30 protein-coding genes are annotated in these 24,184 nt (G+C 40.6%); 4 read left to right on the top strand and 26 right to left on the bottom strand.

Annotated elements, in window-relative coordinates; translation table 11 throughout:
- Positions 1-75: 75 nt before the first annotated feature.
- On the top strand, positions 76-855 hold the full coding sequence (locus VXS03_RS14240) for a DsbA family protein (RefSeq protein WP_327764439.1): 780 nt from the start codon (positions 76-78) through the stop codon (positions 853-855).
- Positions 856-934: 79 nt separating this feature from the next.
- Here the strand turns inward: VXS03_RS14240 and ansB are convergent, their stop codons facing one another.
- Together ansB and VXS03_RS14230 are read right to left on the bottom strand one after the other, a co-directional pair.
- Positions 935-1,996: an L-asparaginase 2 gene (ansB, locus tag VXS03_RS14235; RefSeq protein ID WP_327764437.1), complete on the bottom strand. Its 1,062-nt coding sequence runs from the start codon at positions 1,994-1,996 to the stop codon at positions 935-937.
- 205 nt (positions 1,997-2,201) lie between these two features.
- Positions 2,202-2,450, bottom strand: coding sequence for a hypothetical protein (locus VXS03_RS14230; RefSeq protein WP_327764436.1), 249 nt, complete (start codon positions 2,448-2,450; stop codon positions 2,202-2,204).
- Positions 2,451-2,839: 389 nt separating this feature from the next.
- Here VXS03_RS14230 and VXS03_RS14225 point away from each other — a divergent pair, with 389 nt between their 5' ends.
- Both VXS03_RS14225 and VXS03_RS14220 read left to right on the top strand, forming a co-directional pair.
- Entirely contained in the window at positions 2,840-3,913 is a 1,074-nt protein-coding gene (locus tag VXS03_RS14225; protein WP_442957454.1) for a Preprotein translocase subunit SecY, read from the top strand.
- Positions 3,914-4,131: 218 nt separating this feature from the next.
- Complete coding sequence (locus VXS03_RS14220) at positions 4,132-5,661, top strand: phospholipase D family protein (RefSeq protein WP_327764435.1); 1,530 nt, start codon at positions 4,132-4,134, stop codon at positions 5,659-5,661.
- 56 nt (positions 5,662-5,717) lie between these two features.
- Here the strand turns inward: VXS03_RS14220 and rimK are convergent, their stop codons facing one another.
- On the bottom strand, positions 5,718-6,620 hold the full coding sequence (gene rimK / locus VXS03_RS14215; RefSeq protein WP_080155719.1) for a 30S ribosomal protein S6--L-glutamate ligase: 903 nt from the start codon (positions 6,618-6,620) through the stop codon (positions 5,718-5,720).
- A gap of 5 nt (positions 6,621-6,625) precedes the next feature.
- Positions 6,626-7,090, bottom strand: a complete 465-nt coding sequence (locus VXS03_RS14210) for an ATP-dependent zinc protease family protein (RefSeq protein WP_327764434.1) — start codon at positions 7,088-7,090, stop codon at positions 6,626-6,628.
- Positions 7,091-7,611: 521 nt separating this feature from the next.
- Here VXS03_RS14210 and VXS03_RS14205 point away from each other — a divergent pair.
- Positions 7,612-8,163: a hypothetical protein gene (locus tag VXS03_RS14205; protein ID WP_327764433.1), complete on the top strand. Its 552-nt coding sequence runs from the start codon at positions 7,612-7,614 to the stop codon at positions 8,161-8,163.
- Positions 8,164-8,682: 519 nt separating this feature from the next.
- On the opposite strand, the gene VXS03_RS14200 is transcribed toward VXS03_RS14205, so the two are convergent.
- The 22 genes from VXS03_RS14200 to VXS03_RS14095 all read right to left on the bottom strand — a co-directional run bounded on the left by VXS03_RS14200 (position 8,683) and on the right by VXS03_RS14095 (position 24,161).
- Positions 8,683-8,856, bottom strand: coding sequence for an antitoxin Xre/MbcA/ParS toxin-binding domain-containing protein (locus tag VXS03_RS14200; RefSeq protein ID WP_327764432.1), 174 nt, complete (start codon positions 8,854-8,856; stop codon positions 8,683-8,685).
- A gap of 668 nt (positions 8,857-9,524) precedes the next feature.
- Positions 9,525-11,144 (bottom strand): hypothetical protein, encoded by a 1,620-nt coding sequence (locus tag VXS03_RS14195; protein WP_327764431.1) that lies wholly within the window; start codon positions 11,142-11,144, stop codon positions 9,525-9,527.
- Positions 11,141-12,001 (bottom strand): baseplate complex protein, encoded by an 861-nt coding sequence (locus VXS03_RS14190; protein WP_327764430.1) that lies wholly within the window; start codon positions 11,999-12,001, stop codon positions 11,141-11,143. Before VXS03_RS14190 ends, VXS03_RS14195 begins: the two co-directional genes overlap by 4 nt.
- On the bottom strand, positions 11,994-12,890 hold the full coding sequence (locus VXS03_RS14185) for a hypothetical protein (RefSeq protein ID WP_327764429.1): 897 nt from the start codon (positions 12,888-12,890) through the stop codon (positions 11,994-11,996). The genes VXS03_RS14190 and VXS03_RS14185 overlap by 8 nt, the downstream gene beginning before the upstream one ends.
- A complete protein-coding gene (locus tag VXS03_RS14180; protein WP_327764428.1) occupies positions 12,877-13,428 on the bottom strand; it encodes a hypothetical protein in 552 nt (183 codons plus the stop codon). Before VXS03_RS14180 ends, VXS03_RS14185 begins: the two co-directional genes overlap by 14 nt.
- A 9-nt stretch (positions 13,429-13,437) precedes the next feature.
- Entirely contained in the window at positions 13,438-14,961 is a 1,524-nt protein-coding gene (locus VXS03_RS14175) for a phage tail-collar fiber domain-containing protein (RefSeq protein ID WP_327764427.1), read from the bottom strand.
- Position 14,962: 1 nt separating this feature from the next.
- Complete coding sequence (locus VXS03_RS14170) at positions 14,963-15,625, bottom strand: phage tail protein (RefSeq protein WP_327764426.1); 663 nt, start codon at positions 15,623-15,625, stop codon at positions 14,963-14,965.
- Positions 15,609-16,805, bottom strand: a complete 1,197-nt coding sequence (locus VXS03_RS14165; RefSeq protein WP_327764425.1) for a baseplate J/gp47 family protein — start codon at positions 16,803-16,805, stop codon at positions 15,609-15,611. Before VXS03_RS14165 ends, VXS03_RS14170 begins: the two co-directional genes overlap by 17 nt.
- The gene (locus VXS03_RS14160; protein WP_327764424.1) at positions 16,802-17,128 is read right to left on the bottom strand and encodes a DUF2590 family protein; all 327 of its coding nucleotides are present in this window, start codon (positions 17,126-17,128) and stop codon (positions 16,802-16,804) included. The genes VXS03_RS14165 and VXS03_RS14160 overlap by 4 nt, the downstream gene beginning before the upstream one ends.
- A complete protein-coding gene (locus VXS03_RS14155) occupies positions 17,121-19,022 on the bottom strand; it encodes a phage tail tape measure protein (RefSeq protein WP_327764423.1) in 1,902 nt (633 codons plus the stop codon). The genes VXS03_RS14160 and VXS03_RS14155 overlap by 8 nt, the downstream gene beginning before the upstream one ends.
- Positions 19,019-19,213, bottom strand: a complete 195-nt coding sequence (locus VXS03_RS14150; RefSeq protein WP_080156224.1) for a DUF6890 family protein — start codon at positions 19,211-19,213, stop codon at positions 19,019-19,021. Before VXS03_RS14150 ends, VXS03_RS14155 begins: the two co-directional genes overlap by 4 nt.
- The gene (locus VXS03_RS14145; RefSeq protein ID WP_080156570.1) at positions 19,213-19,470 is read right to left on the bottom strand and encodes a putative phage tail assembly chaperone; all 258 of its coding nucleotides are present in this window, start codon (positions 19,468-19,470) and stop codon (positions 19,213-19,215) included. The genes VXS03_RS14150 and VXS03_RS14145 overlap by 1 nt, the downstream gene beginning before the upstream one ends.
- A gap of 11 nt (positions 19,471-19,481) precedes the next feature.
- The gene (lysC, locus tag VXS03_RS14140) at positions 19,482-19,670 is read right to left on the bottom strand and encodes an Rz1-like lysis system protein LysC (protein WP_235865790.1); all 189 of its coding nucleotides are present in this window, start codon (positions 19,668-19,670) and stop codon (positions 19,482-19,484) included.
- Positions 19,671-19,686: 16 nt separating this feature from the next.
- Positions 19,687-20,037 (bottom strand): hypothetical protein, encoded by a 351-nt coding sequence (locus VXS03_RS14135; protein WP_327764422.1) that lies wholly within the window; start codon positions 20,035-20,037, stop codon positions 19,687-19,689.
- Positions 20,012-20,584 carry a lysozyme gene (locus VXS03_RS14130; protein WP_327764421.1) on the bottom strand — a complete coding sequence of 191 codons (573 nt, stop codon included), beginning with the start codon at positions 20,582-20,584 and terminating at the stop codon, positions 20,012-20,014. Before VXS03_RS14130 ends, VXS03_RS14135 begins: the two co-directional genes overlap by 26 nt.
- Entirely contained in the window at positions 20,581-20,784 is a 204-nt protein-coding gene (locus VXS03_RS14125) for a hypothetical protein (RefSeq protein WP_327764420.1), read from the bottom strand. Before VXS03_RS14125 ends, VXS03_RS14130 begins: the two co-directional genes overlap by 4 nt.
- 5 nt (positions 20,785-20,789) lie before the next feature.
- Complete coding sequence (locus tag VXS03_RS14120; protein WP_080156229.1) at positions 20,790-20,987, bottom strand: TraR/DksA C4-type zinc finger protein; 198 nt, start codon at positions 20,985-20,987, stop codon at positions 20,790-20,792.
- Between the two features lie 2 nt (positions 20,988-20,989).
- On the bottom strand, positions 20,990-21,448 hold the full coding sequence (locus VXS03_RS14115) for a phage protein (RefSeq protein WP_080156230.1): 459 nt from the start codon (positions 21,446-21,448) through the stop codon (positions 20,990-20,992).
- Positions 21,449-22,573 (bottom strand): DUF2586 domain-containing protein, encoded by a 1,125-nt coding sequence (locus VXS03_RS14110; protein ID WP_327764419.1) that lies wholly within the window; start codon positions 22,571-22,573, stop codon positions 21,449-21,451.
- Positions 22,570-23,214, bottom strand: coding sequence for a phage virion morphogenesis protein (locus VXS03_RS14105; RefSeq protein ID WP_327764417.1), 645 nt, complete (start codon positions 23,212-23,214; stop codon positions 22,570-22,572). Before VXS03_RS14105 ends, VXS03_RS14110 begins: the two co-directional genes overlap by 4 nt.
- Positions 23,215-23,706: a phage tail protein gene (locus VXS03_RS14100; protein WP_107303951.1), complete on the bottom strand. Its 492-nt coding sequence runs from the start codon at positions 23,704-23,706 to the stop codon at positions 23,215-23,217.
- Positions 23,703-24,161 (bottom strand): head completion/stabilization protein, encoded by a 459-nt coding sequence (locus VXS03_RS14095; RefSeq protein ID WP_327764416.1) that lies wholly within the window; start codon positions 24,159-24,161, stop codon positions 23,703-23,705. Before VXS03_RS14095 ends, VXS03_RS14100 begins: the two co-directional genes overlap by 4 nt.
- Positions 24,162-24,184: the final 23 nt, after the last annotated feature.

Here is a 24,184-nt window from a genome sequence, read left to right as displayed (position 1 = left end):
ACTTGAACTAAGTTACTTTATTATTACTCTTACTAATATTCTAACCAATAAATATTTATAGTGATTGATAATACGATGAAAAAATTACTTCTACCTATTATGCTAGGTGCATTACTTACCGGTTGTAATGAAACAACTGCAAATAACAGTGACAACTTTACTGTTCAACAAAAAGCACAAATTGAGCAAATTGCGAGTCAATATATTATTAATCATCCCGATGTATTAGTAAAAGCATCTCAAACATTGCAGCAACAGCAGATGCAAGCTCAACAAGTTGAAGCTAAAAAAGTCGTGATTGCAAATGCTAATCAACTTATAAATGACAAAGCAACCCCATTCATCGGTCCAAAAGACGCAAAAGTAAATGTCATTGAGTTCTTTGATTATCAATGCATGTACTGTTCTAAGATTGCTGATACCGTCAAGCAATTAGAAGAAAAAAAACCAGATGTGAAGTTCATATTTAAAGAAACACCTATCTTTGCATCGCGTTGGGAGGCTTCAAAATATGCCGCAGATATGGGTAATTGGATCTACCAACAAAAAGGTGGAGCAACATACGCTAAATACCATAATGCCGTATTTGCAACAGGTAAAGATGAAGGTAAATTAACCAAGAAAGATATTAATACTATCGCAACAAGTGTTGGTGTTGATGTATCTAAATTTGATGCAAATAATACCTTTATGAATAACTTTGAGTTATTTAGTAAATTAGGTTTCCAAGGCACTCCTGCATTAATTGTGATGCCAACAACTAATATCACTACTGATAATATTACTATTATTAACGGTTATAATCCTGATGCGCTTAAAAAAGCCATCAGTGATCTGCAAACAAGCACTAAATAATAGCCAAATTGAAACAACAAGATAGAACACAACAAGACTTAATATTATGTCTTGTTGTGTTATTACTTAAATATTAAGCTTAGTAATACTGAAACATCTTTTGTACGTCTTTATAATTCTTTGTTTGTGTTAGTGATAGCATTAATAAAATACGTGCTTTTTGTGGATTGAGTGTTCCAGCTGCAACAAAACCATATTTCGCATCATCAATTTCAGCAGCTAGTGTCGTAGAACCTGTAGGAACTCGTGAACTACGTACAACCATTGTCCCCTCTTTACTTGCTTTGGCTAATTCATCAAAAATAGCTTTATACATATTACCGTTACCCACACCAGCACTGACAATACCATCAAATTTAGCATTCACTAACGCAGTTACAGGTAATGCTGACGCATTGGAGTAATTATAAACGATGCCTACTTTTGGTAAGGTGGTCAGCTTCGATACATCAAAATGTGTTGCTGTTGTATGATGACGCTCAGGCGCACGTTGATAAATAACATCACTATTATGGATATAACCTAATGAACCAAAATTAGGCGATCGGAAAGTATCAACCGCTGTCGTGTTTGTTTTTGTAACATCACGTGCATCTAACACGGTATCGTTCATTGCAACTAATACGCCGCGTCCTTTTGAATCTTTATCTACCGCCGTTACAACAGCGTTATATAAATTAGCCGGACCATCTGCACTCACTGCAGTTGAAGGTCGCATAGCACCAACAAGCACAACGGGCTTATCACTTTTAATTGTAAGATCAAGAAAATAAGCAGTTTCTTCCATAGTATCAGTACCATGAGTAACAACAACGCCATCAACATCATCTTGCGCTAAGAATGCATTAATACGTTTTGATAGAGTCAACCATACTTGATCATTCATATCTTGCGAGCCAATATTTACAACCTGCTCGCCGCTGATATCCGCTATTTTTGTCATTGAAGGTACAGCGTTAATTAATGATTCAATGCCAACTTGACCCGAGGTATAAGCTGATTCCGTTACCGATTGCCCAGCACCGGCAATGGTTCCACCCGTTGCTAAAATTTTGATATTAGGTAAATCAGCAGCAACAGACATTGAACTAACACATAAACCAGCAACAAGCATAGCAATACAGACAGGATTTTTATTCATCACTCACACCATAAGTTATATTGTTAATATTTATTTACGGTATGGATAATATTATTAATAGAATATTTTTTTGCGCTTAATGTCACTATTTATGCAGAATGAGAGTGACCATAATCACACAAAAGACACCAACGCTATTATTGGAATTAAAAGACCATCATGAACCAAACACAAACAAAACATTTTTATAACAACCATTCAAAAACTATGTAATTGCCATTATAGGATCAATGCTATAACAATCCGTTTGGCATTCATCACCAATGGTTGTATTAATATATTGTAATAATATTTCGGTATTCTCTGCTTCCCAAACACATTGAAAATAGCCTTCTTCCACATAAATAAAAGTAGAATGCAATAGCATTTTATTAGGTAATTCGCGCTCAAAAAAAGCAATCTCATTAATATTTTGTTGTTGATTAAGAAGATGATGCTGACTGACAAAAAACATTACCTACACCTTGTAAAAATAATCATGGGTTAAGTGTAGACATAAAATAATCAAACTTTTCCATTTATATCAAATATAGCGTTTACAAAAATATTCCTGTTGGCGCTAAATTTAGGCATATAGTTATATATTCAGTTAATTTTGCGTAATTAAATTAATGACTATAATGACTTATGTGTTAGAAATTATTAATGATGGTTTTTATATTTACATTTTTGGATTGTTATTTAAACAATGACACCAATAATGCACAAATTACCTCCACTAGATATTTAGCTACCAGATTTTATAAGGGGTTAACAATCATTTTACTGTATCCTAGACATCTTTTATGTGCTCGCCGCTATAATGCGACCAGCTGAACAAATGCTCCTTACTTAGACATTTTTATGCATTTCAACCAAAATATACCAGTACGCTTCCCTAAGGGGATTTTCGCAATGTGGAGTGTTTATAGCTTCACAGGTGCCGCTATTCTTGCTTCAATCGTGTTTTCACTGTTGTTGTTTTTATCTATTGATGACGATCCCTTAATGAAATTCCTTTTTGGCGGCTTGGCTGTCATTTTTGAATTGGGGAAATTTTTTGCATGGTACGAAGTTGGAGAACGCAAAGCGCGACGCAACTACAGTGGCACTTTCACCGCCTTTACCTTTTATGCCGTACTAGCTGCAATTTCTATTGGTGGCTCGGTGGGAGGGATAAACAGTGCCACGAATAAAGCCCACAGCGAAGCTAATGTGCAACAAAGTAAGATCAATGCATTTAATATGCAAATTCAAGCCATTGAAAAACAAATTGACCTTAACAATATTGCTGCTGAAAAATACATTCAAATGGAGCGTATTGCTTCTGGTGTTACTCGTATCCAAAAAGAAAACGAAGCATTACGTAAGCAACAACAACAAATCGCAATTGAACGTGATACTACACCCATTGTTGGGCAAGGTTCTGTTCTTGGTTTAATTGATAGTCTTGCGACAACTTTTAATGTAAGTAACCAAGCAGCACAACTGGGATTAGTTATTTTCCTATCAGTATTGCTTGATTTCTTTGCTGCTTTTTTTGTTGGGTTGATTGGTGAAGAAAATCGCTTCCGCTATCAATTTAAACGTCAACAGCTTATGTCAGTTAATGGCTATAATCTTCAAGATCAGCCGCAATTATTGAATCATTTTGACCCATCAATGGTGGGAACATCATCCATTACAGATATTGATGATGCTGACGAAATTATTGTAGAAGAATTGGAGCCAGAGTTACCAAAAACGCCATATGAACAAGCGGTGGAAGCGCTGAGTAAAAACCAAGTTAATTGCAGTAAACGTGCTGTTAGCCAATTACTCAAGCTTACCGCAGATGAAGTCGATGCTATTTTTCATCAGCTACTTGATCAAGGTATTGTAAGTAAAAAGCCAAACAATCATTATCAATGGCACGGTATACAACAGCTCGCAAACTAAGCTCTCTTGATCGTATCATAAATACAGAAGTCCAAAACAGATAGGTATGTTTTGGACTTTTTTATACCCCAAAAGTGCCAATACCGACATATAATTTACGCATAATTAAGAATCGTTATTTTTAATTTGGAAAAATTTACAAATTTTCATTTATCTAAAGCACTTCATCATAATTACAGGTAAAATTGCGAAACTTTATTTCAGAAACATGCTTTCTAATGATCACTTTTCATCGTTTCAAGCAATTTTGTACTCATTCATTTATTGCTGTCAGCACTTTGACCCTATTTGGCTGTGCACAACCATTATCAATGACAAAAACAGCTACCTACAGTAACGTTGATAACTACAACACTATTTTATTAAAAAAAACATTACCTTATATTCAAGCGAATCCTAACAAGACAGCATTTTATCCTCTTGGTGATGGACAAGCCGCTTTGCTTGCTCGATTAGCTATTATTGAAAGCGCTCAAAAATCGGTAGATGTTCAATATTATATCTATCGCGATGACGCAACCAGTAACTTACTTACATGGTATTTATATCAAGCAGCAGAACGCGGTGTACGTGTACGTCTTCTATTAGATGATATGCAAAATCGTGACGACCAAGCATTAGCTAATTTATCTGCGCACCCTAATGTCGAAGTCCGTTTATTTAATACTTTTGGTAATCGTAGTTTTAAGCCATTAAGTTTTTTAACTGATTTTGATCGTTTAAATAGACGTATGCATAATAAAGCAATCATTGCCGATGGTGTCTTTGCCATTACAGGTGGACGTAATATTGGTGATGAATATTTTTCTGCTAATAATAGCGTTGAATTTGGTGACTTTGATTTATTGATGATGGGTAAAATTATTCCTCAAGTCGCACGACAATTTGATGAATATTGGAACAGTAGACCCGCAACACCGATAGAAATGTTAGTCACTGAGGCGAATTTACCTACCACAGATCAACTGCAGCAATGGAAAAAAGCACAAAAGCAGTATTTGAGCTCTGATTATGCACGCTCACTAAAACAGCATCCTATGGCGAAAAAATTATCTAATCAAACCTTGCCATTCTATTGGGCTGATGCTGAACTTGTTTATGACACACCTTACAAAATAAAACACAGCCAAGATAATTTATTATTGCATCATTTATCAACAATGATTAGCCAAGCTAAAACGGATTTTTTGCTTATTTCGCCGTATTTTGTACCGACTGAAGCGGGAGTAAAAGCCCTTGTAAAAGCCGCTAAACGTGGCTTAAACATTACAATAGTTACCAATTCATTAGCGTCAAATGATGTGTTTGCCGTGCATGGCTGGTATGCAAAATACCGTAAAGACATGCTTGAAAGCGGCATTAAGCTTTATGAAATAAAAACCGATCCTAAAATAAAGAAAAAACACTCATGGTTAGGCAATTCTCGTTCAAGCTTGCATGCTAAAACATTTATTATTGATCGTAAAAAAGTCTTCGTTGGCTCATTTAATTTTGATCCAAGATCTGCTTATTTAAACACAGAGTTAGGTGTCATTGTCGATTCTCAACCCTTCTCTGATATTTTTTATGCTGATTTAGATCGCCTTTTAGAAAAAAGTGCTTATCGCTTATCTCTAGATAACAATAATGACATTATCTGGACGGATGATACTAATGGAAAGCAATTTGACTCAGAGCCAGATAGTGGCGCAATGCTTAAAATAGGAGCATGGCTGGCTGGTGCGTTACCAATAGAAAAACACCTATAAAAAAGCCCTTCATGAATAACACCATGAAGGGCCAATAATATAAAAACAGTACTGACTTAGCCTTTGCTACGTAGTGCTGTTTTTTTAGATGCATGCTTTTCAATATATTCGATAATCATACCGGCAATATCTTTACCTGTTGCTTTCTCGATACCTTCAAGGCCTGGTGATGAGTTAACTTCCATCACTAGTGGGCCACGTTCTGAACGTAGTAAGTCAACACCAGCAACACTTAATCCCATGATTTTTGCAGCAGCAACTGCCGTCTTACGCTCTTCAGGAGTAATTTTAACTAATGCAGCACTGCCGCCACGGTGCAAGTTAGAACGGAATTCACCTTCAGCACCTTGGCGTTTCATGGCAGCGATCACTTTATCACCGATAACGAAACAACGGATATCAGCACCGCCCGCTTCTTTAATGTATTCCTGCACCATGATATTTGCTTTTAAGCCCATAAATGCTTCAATGACACTTTCAGCTGCTTTGCGTGTTTCAGCTAATACAACACCAATGCCTTGCGTACCTTCAAGTAGCTTAATCACTACCGGTGCACCACCGACCATATCAAGTAGGTCTTTAACATCATCAGGCTTACTTGCAAAACCTGTCACAGGCATACCAATACATTTACGTGATAATAACTGCATTGAACGCAATTTATCGCGAGAACGACTAATCGCAACAGATTCGTTAACTGTATAAACACCCATCATTTCAAATTGGCGTAATACTGCTGTACCGTAAAACGTCACTGATGCACCGATACGTGGAATAACGGCATCAAAATCCACTAAATCTTCACCTTTAAAGTGAATAGAGGGTTTTTGAGAATTAATGTTCATATAGCAACGAAGTGCATCAATCACCTTGATTTCATGGCCACGCAGCTCTGCCGCTTCAATAAGGCGAGACGTTGAATACAATGACTGATTACGAGATAAGATACCGATTTTCATTACTATTACTTTTCCTTGCTTTGAATAAGGTAAGAGGCTTCTGGATCAACAATAATACGGCCATGCATAGCTGTTCGTCCGAGTAACATACGAAATGCCATATTGTCACGGCTTGTTAGCGATATTTCGATTGGCCATTGCTGACCATTAAAATCAATCGTTGAAACGATAAAGTAGCGTAATTGTTCATCGCCACCTGAGTTTCTTACAACACGTTTGTCAGCCACTTTTGCCATACAAACCTGTTCGATGTCTGTGTTATTGTGAATAGGATGTAACCAAAATTTCACCCATAATTCATCATCTTGAGTAAATTCTTCAATTTTGAAGGTATGAAGACAAGAGCTACGAGCCCCAGTATCAATTTTTACATGAATATCATCGACACCAAGATCAGGCAAAGCGGCGATTTCACGCCAACCAACAATAAATTTATTATTTTTATTCACAATTGTTTCTTTATTCATCATTACAATAACCCAACTTCCTAACCAGTTAATTTAAATGCTCAAAAAGACAATAAACATAACTGATATCTATAAGATCTAATTATAAATAATGGTAAGTATATTATTTAGCCAATTATCTATAAACAAGGAAATCATTAACTAACTGAGCACTAAGTTGACCTGAATCAGTGCCAATAACGGTGGTAAAATCACCGTAAGATGATTGTTTTTTAGTATCATCGTGTTTTATATTACCACATATTGGCCATATAAGATTTTTTATTAATGTCATTAAGCAATAAGTTTCAACGTAATAGATTTAGTTAATCCCTTTTTTATTCTTGTCGATACCACTAACACATCACTATTAGTCTACTTTTGTATTCTCTTGTACAGTAACAACAAAAAACCGACACACAACAAACCAAATTTGATTATTTTATTTCCAATAAAGCCAACTCATTACCTGCCTTATTTAATTCTTCAGCCACTAACTCTGAACATGCTATTCTTTCGTCATTCCTTAATAAGAACTTATGAGCATGTCAGCATTAGAACAGCAATTATTATTACTTGGCATGGCGGATTTGCCTGTTGATGCCACAATAAAAAGACAATTTGATCAATTCATTAGTACTGCATCGCTCCACTTTGATCATGTTTGCCAACAACGACCTAATAATACAACTATCGATTTATTGCTTGGCTTTATGACATTACACCAACGGCAAGCTCAACAGCAGTGGCTTCAACAATGCACCGCGGCGGCAAAAATGAAAACGGTTTTTAATGACACTCTTGGTTGCGATAACGCAGCCTATTTTAATCACCAAGATCAATCCTATCTTCTCGCACTCACACATTTATGGCTGATGGTACAAGGAGCAACAGGCATTGATTATAGTTACAGTAATGAACAAGCTGAAGCTCAAACTCACCTTCTTTTACACAATACAGAAACTACCGTCTCAACGGTGATTGATACTAAACACGATGCATTTCGATGCCAATTGATGCAATCATATTATTTAGGGAAAAACCACAATAAAGTAAAATTAAGTACCCGTATAAAGCGACTGTTCAGAAAAGTATAACAACGTTATATGTTATAACTTCGCTGCTGGTTCTGAAGGCATTCCATCATACGATACACGCCTTGAAAATATTGAAAACATATTCAAATAATCGCTATTAACCGTAATGCCTGAATTCCAAGACAAACACGGCTACGGCAACGATAAACTAGGCGATGCGAACCTAACAGAGACATTAAACTGGGTAGACAAACAATTCAACCGATTGTCTCACACTGTTAGAAATCAATTTTAATATCATAATAAACAATAACATATGTTATATTACCGATTACCACAGCATAGTATTGGCTTTGGTCATGAGACGCTAACTGCAGTACTAACTGTTACTGATTATTTTTGTGTATAATATTAACGGCTTCCTTTTTAGGTAGTCGTTAATATTCATAAAAACGAATAAAAAAACAAAACTATTAAATGAGTATATTAAAACGTATTAGAGTAATAATCTAACAAATGGCGACAAAGTGGCGACAGCAAAATATTCATATGATTAATCCTATTTACTTCACCTGTCTTCTATCCCCGTAGTGCATCTACACGTCGTGCAACTTCATATAAATCATCAAACTTTCCTGATTCAATAATTTCTAGCGGTGAACGACCTGCAAAATAATCATTATTATTTTTCATCCCCATAAAATTACTGATATTGACAGAATTACTAAATACAAGCCGTAATACTTGATGCACCTTTTTGCAAAAACAAATCACACTAGAAAAGGGGCTAGCCCTTGTTCTACAAGGATTATTATTTTACGACCTGATCCTTATTCGTGATCAACGTGATCATTAAATCTCACGTAAAATAGAATTAATCATTAAAAATCAATTCGTTATATTTTTACGTGATCATTGATGTGATCATTATTTTTGCAATTCTTTGCATTTTTTTTCATTCTTCGCAATTTTGATTTTCCCCTTAAAGCCAGTAATGACGCGGGTTTAAGGGCTATTTTTACTGAAATAAAATTGAAAAAATCCCAAAAAAACACACATAACGCGGAGGTGGGATGAGTGCGGATTCCGTGGGCTAGGCGCTATTTTTCGTGACAAAAAAAAACCACTCAATATTGAGTGGCTTGAATAATACTCTAGTCCGAAGGTGGTATGTCATCAGGGAGCGTTTGAATATGTCCACAAATACAAATAATAGTATGTTCCCCTTCAAGGTATTCTGACTGTCCACAAACTTCACAGACATATAGTTCATTTATCTCTGACATAGGCGGCCTCCTTTGCATTTACATTTTATTAACCTTTAATTTAATGTAGTAACATTTCAGAAGGTAATTGCTACAAAAGTCACAATGTATCGTGTTGAGAATCAGCATTGTTACACTCAAAACGATAAGCCAACCCTATACTTTAATCATTGGTATTAATGTTTCAGTAAGATCTTTTACTTGATTTGATTGTGATACAAATTGACTCGACTGATCAGGTGGCTTGCTATTATGAGTATGATTAGCACTCGTTGTGGCTATCGCTTCCGTCACGGCCATTAAACGCTGCAATAATTGCAAGATGTTAGTCTCACTATTACCAAGCCATGTTTGCGGCGCTTGGTAATGTTGTGTTTCTCCCGCCACACTACGACGTAAGCCCCCTATAATATCAACCAATTCTCCTGCAGTGGCAGTGTGTAAATTACCTAACGTTCCTAACTCAATATTATCCCCGGCCATAATTTCAACGTTACCCAACGATTCAATGACTTTACGACCAATATCTTCATAACTAAGTCCATCAACCTGTACCGTTTGTTGCCCAAATCTTCCTATATAACGATCTGCAATATCCTGCTTAATCATTGCATCATCAGTTTGATAGCCATCTGTTGCTCGATGTTGATGTCCGTTAGGGGTGGTTCTTTGAAAGACTTCAGCTCGCTGTTGTAATAGTTGTTCATCTGGCGCAATGTCAGGCAGTGACCAACCATAACCTAATACGGTACGAATAAAGGCTTTATCTGTACGACCATAAGCAAAAGCTAATTCAACCATCGTACCTTCTGTTGGCGTTGCCATATTGCCTTGTTCATTACCTCCAGCACCAACAGGTAGCGGTAAGGCTTTGTACACCGGTACCGTTTTATCTGGCTGGCCGTTTTCATCAAGAACTTGTACATCAGCGGCGTAACGAGGGCGAAAAGAATCATTGAGTTGCCCTGCTGTCGCTTTATCTGCAACCGCCACAACGACACCAAATTTTGGTAAATGATAACCTGCTGCTAACTCAGGAAAAGCCTGACGAATTTGACGTTGTTCTGGGGTTGTTTGCCCTGTCGATGTTCGCCATGTCAGTGTCATCTCATCCCCAACCACGACGACTTTCTGTATCGCTTTACCATTTACTTTGGCATGTGGTCGAATCGGCGGAAATAACATACATTGCATGACATTGCCGCCAGCACTGGCTGTGGTTAAGTCTGAGGGAATGATAACCGGTCGTTGAGACCATACAGTATCGTGATAACTACCTAACCAGATAAAACCATCCGGCTGTTGATACCATGTAAAATCAGTTATCTCAAAGGCTCGGCCAATATTATTCAATAATTGATAACCGCTGCCCTGGTGAGAAAAATTAGCAATGATTTTATCTTGGTAATGACTATCACTATTTTGTGGTAACACAAATTGTAAGCCGGTGTTATCAGTGATAGCAGCCAATATCTCCGGAATAGTCGTATGTTGAAAGCTGACTGATTGCTGGCTATCAAGTAAAAAACATAGCTCACGAATAATAATTCTATAATAGCCGTTTTCATTCGGGGTCACTTGTGTCACGAATCCTGAAAACCACTGTGCAATAGTAGAACCGGCGATCCCTAAATCAATGCGCACACGTTGACCTTTTTCAACATATCCCTTCACCGTTAGTGCGCCACGCCCTCCAGCATTCGCTTCTAATACTAAGGTATGATCATTTGTGTCCCGCAATTGGCCGTCAATAAAAACGGAATGAATAAACTTCATTTCAACGTTTCCCATATTTGATTTTGCAGTAAAGAGGCTAAATCACCTTGGCTTTTTCCCGTTACTGATTCGATGAGTCCCTGTGGTAACGTCGGTATGTTATCGCCTAATTGCTGCTGTGCCGTATTAACACTGTCCATGAGGCCATCAGGCAATACATCTGCCATTCCATCTTTGACTTGCCCCATCATAGATTCCAATAATTGCTGTTCCATCACCTCACTAGGTGATTCAACCTCAACAAGCCTAAATGTAACTTGCCATGCTCGAATATTTTCTTGTTCTGTTGCAGAAATACGGCCAGAAAAACGGACTTTTCGAATATTAAGTACTCGTGCTATATCACACCCAATGGTGTATGTTTTTCGCACCACACGGGTATGTATTTCTTTCTTAACGACAATGGGTGCCATCTCTTTTACTTTATGGCGGGTACTTTCTACCCACTCTTTTTCACCACTGCTATTCGTTGTCCAATGCCCATAAGAACCTACATATTTTTCAGTTATCCCACCGCCTTTTTTAACCGTAACAGTCTCTGTTTTTGTTTGCTTGGCCATCGCTAATGTAAACAACATTTCAAGTTGATCACGTTCATTAAAAGGAACAAGCCCTGTCACCGCTAATACCTTGCTTTTATCCCCTTGCTCTGCGTAGCTGGACGAGGAAGATTGCGCCGATAAATCTTTATCTTTAAGTTCAAAGCTCGGTGAAATACGAATGGCTTTTAAGGCAATAGACTTTCCTCCAAGGGTAAACGTCGGCACATTGGCACGACTCCATGGAGTAGCCGGTATGGTATCTAAAACACTATCAAGAAAATCCGTCGCATTATCTGTAAAATCGAAATCAAACATTCAGTACTTCCCTTAGAAAATCCATTTTTGTAGGGGCTAAGAACATCACCGCAACACTGAACTTATCCGTTGTATTGGGTACTATCTGTGCTTCGAGCTCTGCCGCTATGGTTTCAACACTACCTTGTGTCGCAAATACCCATGTTTTAGCCGCATTCTTTTTGAGGTGATTAATATCATCCGTTAATTGCTGTAACACTTTTTTTCGTTTGGCTGCCAATTGCTTGAGTTTAGTGATCGGAGTTTCTCTGTCTGCGGCCAAAGATTCTAATTGCGTAATTTGAGCACCTTGCCATTGCAATGCTTGTCGTAAAGGAGAGTTATTTAATGCACTACTAGGTTTGAATCGAGGAACAGCATCAACAGCGGGTGTTAACATCCGTTCTTGTTTGATGATGAGCTCTGCGGCTAATCGACGTTGTAATGCCAATACATCAGGTAACGGTAATACTTTACAAAAAGCCACTATTTTAGCGTGATAATCTGCCAGTGTTTCGGCGGTGATTAACACCATCAAGGCATATTGGGAGGTTAACGGTCGATTATCATCCGCTTTATCTTTCAGCTTAATAGATAACGTATTAATCGCATTTGAAGCTGATAAAAAATGTCCATTAGATTCAACTAACCCCACCCCGTATTGATAAGGCGTCACGGTTAATACTTGCCCTGATTCTAATAACGCATCCAGTTTTTGCCTGAGTGACAATATGCCTTCTGCTTTAGCCGATAACGTATTACGTTGATAAGCAGCATTGCTCGATATTGCCGATAGCTGATTGAGTCCTTGCTGTGACTGCGCATTAATTTGGTTAAGAACAGCTTCCGCATCAGATTGAATAGTGGCCGCACTCGGCGACCACTGTAGTTGTTTTTCATTCCATGCCATAGGCTGACTCTTGTGGTAATAATGGCCATGGATTTTCATCTTGAATTTTTTGACGTAACGCTAATGCTTGCTGGACATATAACGCTGATTCTTCTTTTAAATCTTGTGTTTTTTTGATGGATGCCTCAGCCAACAATGGATCAACATATTGGGTAAATAAAGCACGACGTACATCATCTACTTGGTTGTAATCATACTGATATTGTTTTTCTAAATTCGTAATCCATTGCCCATTAATCCATTCATCAAATGCCGTCGTGGGTTTCTGCTCAGTATAGATTTCTGGTAGAGGACCAAGTTCAGTGATCTCAATGGCGTGACCATCTCTTTGACTAAAAACAGTTACCCCGCGATAATCTTCAACATATTCAGTCTTATTACCTTGATTACTCAATAAAACGGCATATCCCATTTTTTGAGGCAATGGCTCAAACGTAATGCTATGTTGTGGAAGGTGATATATTCCACCACGAAAAATGGCGATAAGCGGAGATAAATTCACTTCTTTTGTTGTTGGTTCATATTGCCAATATTTCATTATTCATCCTTAAATAAAAATAGCCATGGCGCGTGAAATATTTCGAGAGACGTTATCCCACGTAAGAATTGTCATACTTTGTTGCATTGATAAATATTCTAAATACCCTCGACTACCACTTGTCACATTATGGTATTGTAGATTCTGCTTAATACCTGTTGTTGAGCCACCTAACTCATCCGCCCATGCTGCGCCATATGATCCCGCACTTCCGGCTCTTGCTGTATGAAAATTCTGTGCCGCCGGTTGTGATGTATTGATCCCTCGATATTGATCTACACCTCTCCCACCATCCCATACGCGTAAAAACTCACCACGCACATCACCTGTATTAATCACGCCATTACGTACTAAATGCGGATAGGTTTGTGCCAATCGCCAATATACCGCAGCAGGTAAATTAGCTCCGATTTCCATCACAGCTTCTTCTGGAGCTATCTCGCTCAACCAATAAAACGGCATCCCAACACGTCCACCGGTTTTAGGGATCCAATAGAACGGCTTGGTTTTATCAGTCCATCCATCATGCCGATTAGCTGGATTATCGGGGCTTTGTCCTTTAATAGGTTGATTGTGATAACACTCCCATACCTTTCGTTGCCCATTAACCATCGTTGTACAGGTATCGAAAGGGAAATAAATACGGTGAACGTTATAAGGTAATCCCTGCGCAAGTCCTGATAATGGCATCTGACGTGCATCGATAATGCTACCATCAACCGAGATATCCGCTATTTTTGCCACATAATGATCAACACCATCCATCACATTATCCGTTAATGCTGTCGCGCTGACCTTTAATTCAATAGCATTAGACCAGGCACCAAGAACAGTGCCTTGACGTGAAACCGACACCCAAATTGACGTGGGTTTTGTACTAATAGTCAGTGTTTGATTTTGTGCTAATACAGCACGTAATCCACCAATATACCCAACACCAGCCCCCACAAAATACTGTTCGGTATTGGTCGCTTTAGTAACAACAAAACCATCATCAATAAAAGCATCATGTCCATAGACATCGAGTGCTTGTAAACGTACATCTCCATCAATACCGATTAAACGGGCTGAATAATCAATCTGCCATGTTGCGGCGGTGACTGTTATTGCTGCAGCTGTTGCGGCACCGTCGTATTCCATCAGCATGGATTTCACTAAAGAATTACCTGTGGTGCCGGTAAGGTCATCAGTTGCCGTTTTTGTTTCCGGTAATTTCCATACAATCATACCAATACTGTTACGATCATCTTTATCAATTAAGTACATCGCATTAAAGGTGAAATCGCCCATCGTTGTATCCATGACGATGGAATACGCCAACGCATTGGTATTAATCTTACCTACTTGGTCAATAACTTGTTCATGAACAATCTGATCATGAGTGGGTAAGCCAGTATCACGTGGAATAGGTTGCGTTAAGTCCAAATCAGGAATGTTCGCTAAAACAATTTTATTAAGCGTGACAGGGTCACCACTGGCAAGTTTCCGTTGTAAGTAAGTTTCAAAAGAAAAGGGGATCACTGTTTGTGCCATGTTAGTTCCTTAAACGTGCACTAAATATCGATTGTTCACACTCAATCGCTGTTCTTGTTGGAGTAATAACGGTGCTGATAACATCAGTAGCAATATAGGTTTGGGTTGAACATCCCCATTCTCCACCTCGCCAATTACCAACAACCGGATAGGTCACCTGAAACCGGTAACGTCGGCAGGTTCTGCCATAATGATGGATAATCGCCATCATCAAATCTGCATTGTTCGCTAAATCGCTATCACTTAGCTCAATATCAATCACATCCCATGCGATCGCATCTTGGCGCTCGTGAATTTGAACCCAACCAATGCCTAGTCGAGTGAAAATACCTTTAAACCCCGCCACCTCGCCGGCATCTTTTGCATTAATAAAAGCAAACGCTACCCGCTTGCGGTATAAATCCAACGGCTCATGTTCAAACCGAACAATGTCACGCTGCCATGCAATGAGCCCCAACACGCGTTCACTACAGGTCAATGGGTCAAGTTGCTGCAAAGGCAGTTGTAACCCGTTTTTAATATATTGAAAAAAAGCCGTGATACCGCGAGTAATAAAATAAGGTTCAATCACTGTCGTCACTAACGTCTTGCCATCTTCCCAAAAAGGCACCTTCGCTGCAGGCAAATCAGGCATGGCTTTCATCGCATCATGCCCCGATTTCATTTTTCACCTCGATAGACAAGGTTGATATCATCGGTATTGATAACCCACTTTGGATCATTGTTTTATTCATGGTGATTTGTTTAACCGTGGGCATCGCGTTATGAATTTCACGTACCATTTCAGAAAACGAGAACAACGATTGTGCATAAGTGCGTGTCATATCCGGAAAAGCATCGTTTTCACGAAAAGCAGCGCGAATACGAAATTCAACTTCCGCCTGTATTGCAGTACGTGCATCTATCTCAAGATTGTTAGTTACATACACCACAACGGTTAATACTTGTGGAATACGAGGTAATGCCTTGCATGTGAGTAAATCACCATGGCCGTGATAGCCTTGGTGATTGATATAATCATTAAGCTGATCCAATACATGTTGAGGCGTTTCCCCCACTTCCATTAAAATCAACGCCTCTGCTGAGCCGGGTACCGTATCCCCTGTATTTTTAAACCAAATCAAATCGGGTCGAATACCCGCCACGCGAGAAATAATGGCGCGGTAAGCAGCATCAATGTGATAACGGCCAACGGTTGAAAAGGCATTACGACTGCGCAAACACAATTCATCATCACCTTCAATATCGGCGCCTAACTGTACAATCCAATCGGTAGGATTTGTCACACTCTCAATACCGGCGACAGCGTCTGGTAAAATATTAAAATACCCTGCAGCCAAATTATAATTTTTGCCTGCTACTGATGCTTTACAGGGTATCAATCCTGTCAATTTACCCATCGGGATCAGCACATCATGTTGAACATGTAACCGATAGACGTGATCATCAATACGCTCTGTCGTTACTTCTGTACCCGCTTTGATCACGACCGCTTGTTGCGCATCTTTTTTAGTAAACGCAATATTCCCCACAGTGAATTGAGCGGCTTTACGGGTGGTATTCGTTTCCCATGCTTTTAAATCAGCAAAAGCGCCGGTGGCCGTGGCCGTAAACATCGCAGGTAATACATTTTTAGCCAGTAATTCGTTCACTAACCATAATACGGGGGTCACAACTACAGCACGAACCCAGCGCCAAAACGGTGACATACGCGAATCGTTGGACAGCGTACTACCGGCATCCGCCACCGCTTTTGCCAGCATCGTGGCTAATGCGGTTTCATCAGTAGGAATACCGGCTTCTACCAATAATGGATTAAAGTCAACATCAGGTCGTATACTCAAAATTGCATCCTTGCATTAATGACACCAAAATCTTTCGTCTCAGCCGTCAATAGATAACGCCGCTGAGTTTCTTCTATACACCGCGCAGTACCTGCTTTAATTCGATTATCTTGTTCAGTCAGCAATTCGATACGCGTCATCACATCACACCGATAAGCCACTGACCGTTCACCCTGCAGTTCTCGTGCTAAACCACTTTCCATAATGGCATGTTTGATATCTTGCCCAATTGACCAGCGATTATTCGTTAATTGGGGTTGATGCCCCGCATCAATCACCCATCCCCCTGCCATCACTAAGATATCAATCTGTTGTTTATCCATGCTGCAACTCTGCTTGCTCGGTGATCTCAGCAATAGTCATATGAGGTTTCTGCTGAATAACCGTAATATCACCGGTATGGGTGACGTTCCCACCTTGATTACCTTGAGAAGCCATCGCTTGAGAGAGTCCACCACTTGGCACTGCAGTCACTGACGTTTTTTGTTTCAGGTATTGGCTTGCAGTACGCTTAGTCTCGCTATCATCGTCACCTGAAAACGGCCATGAGAACGACGGCATTTTAAAAGATGGCATATTGAGAGAGGGCATTTTGATAGTCGTTAAGGCTTTTATCTTTTTTAAAAGTTTATCTATCATGCTCAATGCAAACGTAGCTGGCGCGGTAATAACGTTAAATATTTTGCCTATGGTTTCCCCGACATTACCCCCCAATTGAATAATCTCAGCCATATCCCCTTTGGCACTATTAAGAACAGGAAACCATTCCATTAATTTTTTCACAACAAAACTAATAGCTTCACCGATAGTGATAAAAATGCCTTTAATAGGAGCAATAACAGCTGTCAATCCCGATGTTTTCATAAACCCCTGATAAAAACCGTCAAAAAAGGCTTTGATATAATCCCATCCCCAAATAACAACCGCGACTAACGCTGCAATCGCCGCTACCGTTAAGGTAATTGGACTCGTCAATACTGCCATCGCAACCCCTAATGCCCCGGTCATAAACGAAGCGACACCACACGCGACACCAAATCCCACTACCGCCATCGCGGCATACCCTAATAAAGCCGTCAACTCTGGGTATTTATCCATATAGGCCATCAGTAAAGTAGCGCCGTTAGCCATCATTCCCGCGATACGCGCAAAAGCTGGCATAATCAATCCACCGGCGGCGGCACGAATAGCAAACCATGCATTCTCTAGCCGTTCCCATTGGTCCGTTTGTTTCTTTGCCATTTTCGTCGCAATATCCATCCCCTTAACCTGACCTAACGTATTAATATTGGCACTCAGTTCTTGGGTTTTATCGGCTAATGCTTGAATAAATTCCACCGCCTGTTTATTACCAAACGCTTTTTGTAAGGTGGTAAAATCTTTGGTACCCATATGGCTTAAATCCCCAAACTTACGTTTAAGAAGATCAAGAATTTTCACCGTGGGTAATAACTTGCCTCGGCTATCAGAAAAAGACAGACCCAAGGCTTTTTGAGCTTTCGTTGCACCTGCAATGAAGTTTTGGTATTTCGTCGCCGCTTCGCTGCCTCCCATCGAAGCACCCAACATACCTAACACCCCCATTTGCTCTTGCATTGATGCCCCCATAGCCGTGGCACTGGAGCCTAAACGTTCAAACGCTTGCGACATTTTGTCACCGTCCATTTTAAACATCTTCACCGCTTGCGCCGTCATGCCTGCAACACGGTTAACCCACGTACTTTTCCCTATCTCATTAGCTTGGTTTTGAAAAATGCCGTACATCGTCCCCATATAACTGGTAATGGTTTTGGTATCCGATTTCGTCGCTGCAGCAAGAACGGCTGACGCTTTGGTAAAATTAGCCAGTTCATCACCTTTCAGCCCACCAATAGCAGATTGAATATCATAAGAGGCTTCAACAAATTCGGTCGCTGATTTGCCATATTCCACCGCAAAACCTAATGCAGTTTTCTTGAGCTTTGCCATGGCCGTTTCCGTCGTGCCTAGACTGGATAATTCTCCCATCCTACGATCCATTTCAATCGCTGGCATTAACGCTGATTGAACAGCAAGACCTGCACCGGCAATGCTTAACGCCCCGCCCGCCATTTTTTGAAACCCAGCTTTTGTCGATTCGCCCAATTTTTCCACAGAGCCTTTAATGCCTTTTAGCGGTTTAGTGACTTTGTCTATCAAGCCAACTTGCAGCATTAATTTATCTAAACCACTGCTCATTCGTCTGCCCCCATGAATGCTTTACCGATACCATTAGCAATGGCAATACTTTGACCTTCAAGTTGATGATGATAGAGCCATAATGCCTTGCCAATAGTCTCTGTATCATCGGGGCTATGCGGTAACATCATGTCTTTAATTGCTAACATTTGTCCCAATGCATTGGTTTCTAATGCAGCGGCAGACGCCATTATTTTTTTACAGTGATCTCTAAGTCAGGAGCAAATTCATCATTGATGACAGCGACTAATGACAATGCTGCACCAGGTAATAAAATCAGCGTGTCTAAATCCACTTTCGATTCAGGTACCACAATACGTTTAAGGTAATTAATCGTAGGAGCAACCTTATCGTTCATCCCCAATTTATTGATGTAGTCGTTATATGCCTTTAACGTTGGGGCAAAGGTGATTGACGTATTTTGAACATCCAATGTTACGTGTGTCATAAAATTATCCATTAAGGTGTTAAGGTCATCGCTTGGTCAGCGCGCCATGTTAAATAATCATCCACTTGGCGTGCACAATCGGCTAACGCCACTTTTAATCTAGGTACATCATCCGCCGCCGTTTCTGCTGGCGTCTTTCCGATCACTTGCGGTTTATGGCAACGAGAAATCAAGCCTAAAGGCGGTAAGAGAGTGATCACGCTTACTTGTGTATTTTCAATAGGACTGCTGCAGCCGCTTAATAACATCATCAGGCCAAGGACGTTGATAACACGCCTCTTTTTCCAGTGCATGACGCAGTGCTGTGGTCGTTTCACGGAGTGTGGCCTCTTGGTGTAATTGCTTTTCTCGACGCTGAGTTAACATTGTATCGAGCTGGGTATTGCGTTGAGTTAACGCCTTTATCTGTGCCTGATTCACTTGATTAGCGATATGTGCATGACTAGCGGCAGATTTTGCAGTCACTAATTCTGTTTTTGTCTCGGATAAAACCACGCCAAACACCACCACTAAAGCAACTAATCCCAGTCCCATTAATGTTTTAATCCACTGCCATACAACGATCATATTCATGCCCTCGACGGGTGATCAGCCCCCGTAATTTCTTGCCACCGCCATACACCCACCGAGGTAATTCACGACACGCTGCAGCATAATTCCCTTGCTTCACTAATTTACCGATAGTCGTACTGGTACCATCACGATTACGTTGGAACCGCGTACAACCGGTATTAAAAACAAAACTCACAAAAGCATCATATTGCCCTTGGCTTGGTGTCGTTGGTGCAAGTTGATTGATGCACTGTTCAGCCGCTTGAACATTCCGTACAAAGTCTTTCGCAACCTGTTGTTGGGTGATTGTTTTCCCTGTAACTTTTACCGTATTACCAATACCATTAGTTAATAAATCCGCAGGACAACGGTAAGGATCTTGGCGACACCCTTCAGCATTGGCTATCAGTAAAAGCCCTTCCTGACTCACCGATAAAACACCTAATGATTGCCCATCAATCACAACGTCCCCTACAGCATCATTACCTTGAGTGACAACGCCCCCCGTCACTAAAGCGACAATGACGGAGACAGCACACACGACCTTTTTGATATGTTTCATTTCTTAAAAAAAATCCCTTTCTCTTTTGCAATCTGCTGCATCACGCGCTTGTGCCAAATATTGGCAATCAATGCCACGACAGCCACTAAGATAGAGGTAAAAAAATACCAATCTTCTAATTTCATTGAACTGGACATGACCCCTAATACCGACATCACATAGACGACGACATTGGTGACACGGTCAAAAAGTTCGTGCATTGCGCTTATTCCTTTTCGCTCTGGCACGATGCGCAATATTGGCAACCCTGCACAGCATCCTGCCGCGCTTTGGGAATAGGGTCGCCACACTCTTGGCATTCCATTGCACTGGGTTTGTTTGTGTTCTTTTTAATCTGCAAATTAGCGAGCAGCCGTTCTCTTTCTTGCTGCTCAATCACAGCACCATAATCGGCAAAGTCCATGATTAGGCCACCATATTACGGGTATCGTCTTGGCTCAGATAAGGCACCCCATCAATATGAATAAAGTCAGAACTGGTTACTGCCCCTTTTAATTTATGGGTTAACACGTCACTGCCTTTTGATTCAAAATCCAATAAGTCTTCAACATTGAACTTCACCCCAAAGGCTTCAATATTCAATTCTTCTGCGCCGGTGTTAGCATAGAAACTGACATCATCGACAGGTAGTTCACGAAAACTGCCCGCTTTACGCGCGGCATCAATCACTTGCTTAATGTATTTGGTTGAGATCTCTAGCTCTACCGTGGCTGATACATCACCCGCCACCCAACCATCAGGAATACCGCGTGTACTCACCGCTTGGCTATTATCGGTAATACTGACCGTGCCTTTTTCTACGTGAATGAATTCACCTAAAATCTCAGTATCAAAACTGCTCCCTGTTATGCGTTTTCCGCCCATTTATGCATCCTCTGCTAACTGCAAATCCAACATTAAGTTGATTTCAATTTGTTTAGGGCAATCAATGGGAGTAACCACGCCATAAATACGGACTTTCGTTTTTGTTACCCATTGAATGTTCATATCATCGTTAACCGGTGGCGCAATTTCCCCAACAAATAACACACCGGCTATCGTGGTCGATTTCGCCATCACACGCATATCACGTAAAAAATACCGCTTAGTGCTAGCAATACTGGCAGGGGTAGAATTCAACGAACGATCACCAATACGAGCAATGGCACGCACCCGTAATTTACGTGCGACTTTATCCATGATGCGGCAGTATTCCACTACTTGATAATCGCCACCTTCCACATCGAGCATGCGCCCATCTGCCCAGTAAACCCCATCAAAATCAGGCCACCACATCGGAACACTAATCCGGTTTTTTTCAAGGTTTTGTAAACTGGCAATAGGTAACACTTCTGCAGCACTATCTACGGGTAACGTCATATCACCCAGTAACGCCCCTGTTTTTACTCGGCAAGGGGTATCGGCAATCGTCACGGCGCGGTTACACAATCGCCCAGCTAATTTACCTACCGTGCCATCTGTGAAAATTTGAGGGACAACCATCACGCCATCGGCCGCTAAGGTGGATTGTAATGACACCACCGCCGCTTCATATTGCGCCCACGTTTGCGTTTTCTTATCGATACCTTTAACTGACAACATCACTCGAACAAAACGTCCCCACTTTGAAATCAAGGTTGAGCGTAATGCTTGTGCTTTTGTGATCGCTGCCTTTGCATCAATGCCAATCGGATCACACAACACAATCATTTCAAATGAATCGGTCAGCTGCGCTTGTTGTGCAGCAACAGTCCAATCATCATCGGCCTGTATTTCCATCACGGCTGCAGTCCAGTTTTGACCTGCATTTAATAATGCCGCCTTCACTTCTTGTTTTAATGGGGTGTCTGCTTTCCCCAAAACGGCATCAATATCCGTTTGACTCGTGACTTGTTGCAACACATTAGGTTGTTGCGTACCGGTGCCAATAAATAAAAAGTGGCGTTCTACTTCCTTGAGCTCACCACCCATCATATTGAGCTGGTTAACTTGTACTGTCGGCCATGTCATCGTTGACGATTCCTTTTCAACTCTTGTTTAATTATTAAGTTCACTTGCCGGTCATCAATCGCAACCAATTGCCGTACAGGTAAACGAATATCCCATTCCTGTTTGGTTGGTTTATCGGCCAATAAACGTATAATCAACCCGGCTTTACCTTGATTAAGATGACTAATAATCCACTTGAGGCTGGGGCGGCGACCTTTCTTACTTTTCCCTTTAATGCGATAGCCCAACGCGATTAATTTTTTAGCCTGTGCGCGTGTCGCTGGCGCTTTGTAATCAGGTTTACCATGGATTTTTACTGCTAGCTTTGCCGTAAAATGTTGTTCTATACCATGTTGATGCTGAAAAGCGGCATTCGACGCTAAATTGTTTTTCCATGTCATGATCACCTTGTCGGTATCAGGTATCGCAGTAAACTTGGCGGCTAATTTACGCATCATCCGTTTTTTCTTACCGCTTTTACGCCCGACCCATTTTCGTCCTTGAGGATCATGCTGCGCTCGCATCGATGCTTTATTTGTTTTCACCACTTCACGACCAATACGGCGTAATATTTTTCGTCGGGTCGCTGGCTGAAGGTTCAATAACTGTAATTGTTCCAACACATTGAGTAAGCTTTTACTCGGTATTGTTACCCTCAGCATTTAATGGCTTCCTACTGCAATATCACCATGCTCAGCCGCCCATTCTTTATGGGGGGCTAACGTCCATTTTTGCCCCATATAATCAATCACTCCCTGTGGGTCGAGGACAATATCAACTGGCTCAATAAACTCAATTTCAATTGATACGGTACTCGTGCGATCTGTTTCTGCTTCATTATCAAACGTCGGTGCGTCAAGCCCATGATCATCACGATAAAGATCATGGTCATAAAGCCATGCCATCACATTGGCAAACAACACTTGAGGGTCAAACTCTGTAAACGGAAACCGCTCAAAATCAAACACCGCCGTGTATTTCATCCAATAGAGTGTCATTCCCCCTGAGCCATAACTTTTCGCCCCTGTTACTGGGGTGATTTCTGTCATCCACGCATCCATGTGGTCATGCAATTTTTTAGGCAACACCTGATATAACCGTTGAGTCACACCTTGTAGGTAATAACCTTTCTTTGATTGAGGCTCGATACTCATAGCAACATCGCCGAAGCGCGACGCTTACCAAAAATAGTGCGTATATGAACTTGGCTTTCAGCCAATAAACTCTCTCGTGTTTCCGGCTCTCGTTCAGCAACGGTGTCCCCTGCTTTACGCATTTGTCCCGTTGCGTATTCAGGGAGTAAATCAGCTTTCGCTCTCGCAAAAACAGCCGTTTGGTATAAGTGGCAAAGGCGGTTAATTCCTTGCATTGTGGCGCCTCCTTGCACCGCCTCTGCGCTGTTATAGCCTTGTTCAATTTGTCGTTGTTGATACGGTGCTAATTCAATATTTACCTGTTCAACAGCGGCAAAAAGTAAGGCAGCAATTTTCTCTGGTGCCATATCAGCAGGCACACCGCGACGGGCTTCAAAATCACCAACATGAATCGTTGGCCACCATTCTTGATGAATTTCCGTCTCTTGGTAATCAATACCTTTTCCAGAAAACATGGCTGCATTACCTCTTGAGTTGC

Origin of the sequence: Photobacterium sp. S4TG1, from assembly GCF_036040035.1 — a bacterium.
GTDB lineage: Bacteria > Pseudomonadota > Gammaproteobacteria > Enterobacterales > Vibrionaceae > Photobacterium.
The sequence above is the reverse complement of the archived record's forward strand: the minus strand, read 5'-3'. Positions and strand labels throughout refer to the sequence as shown.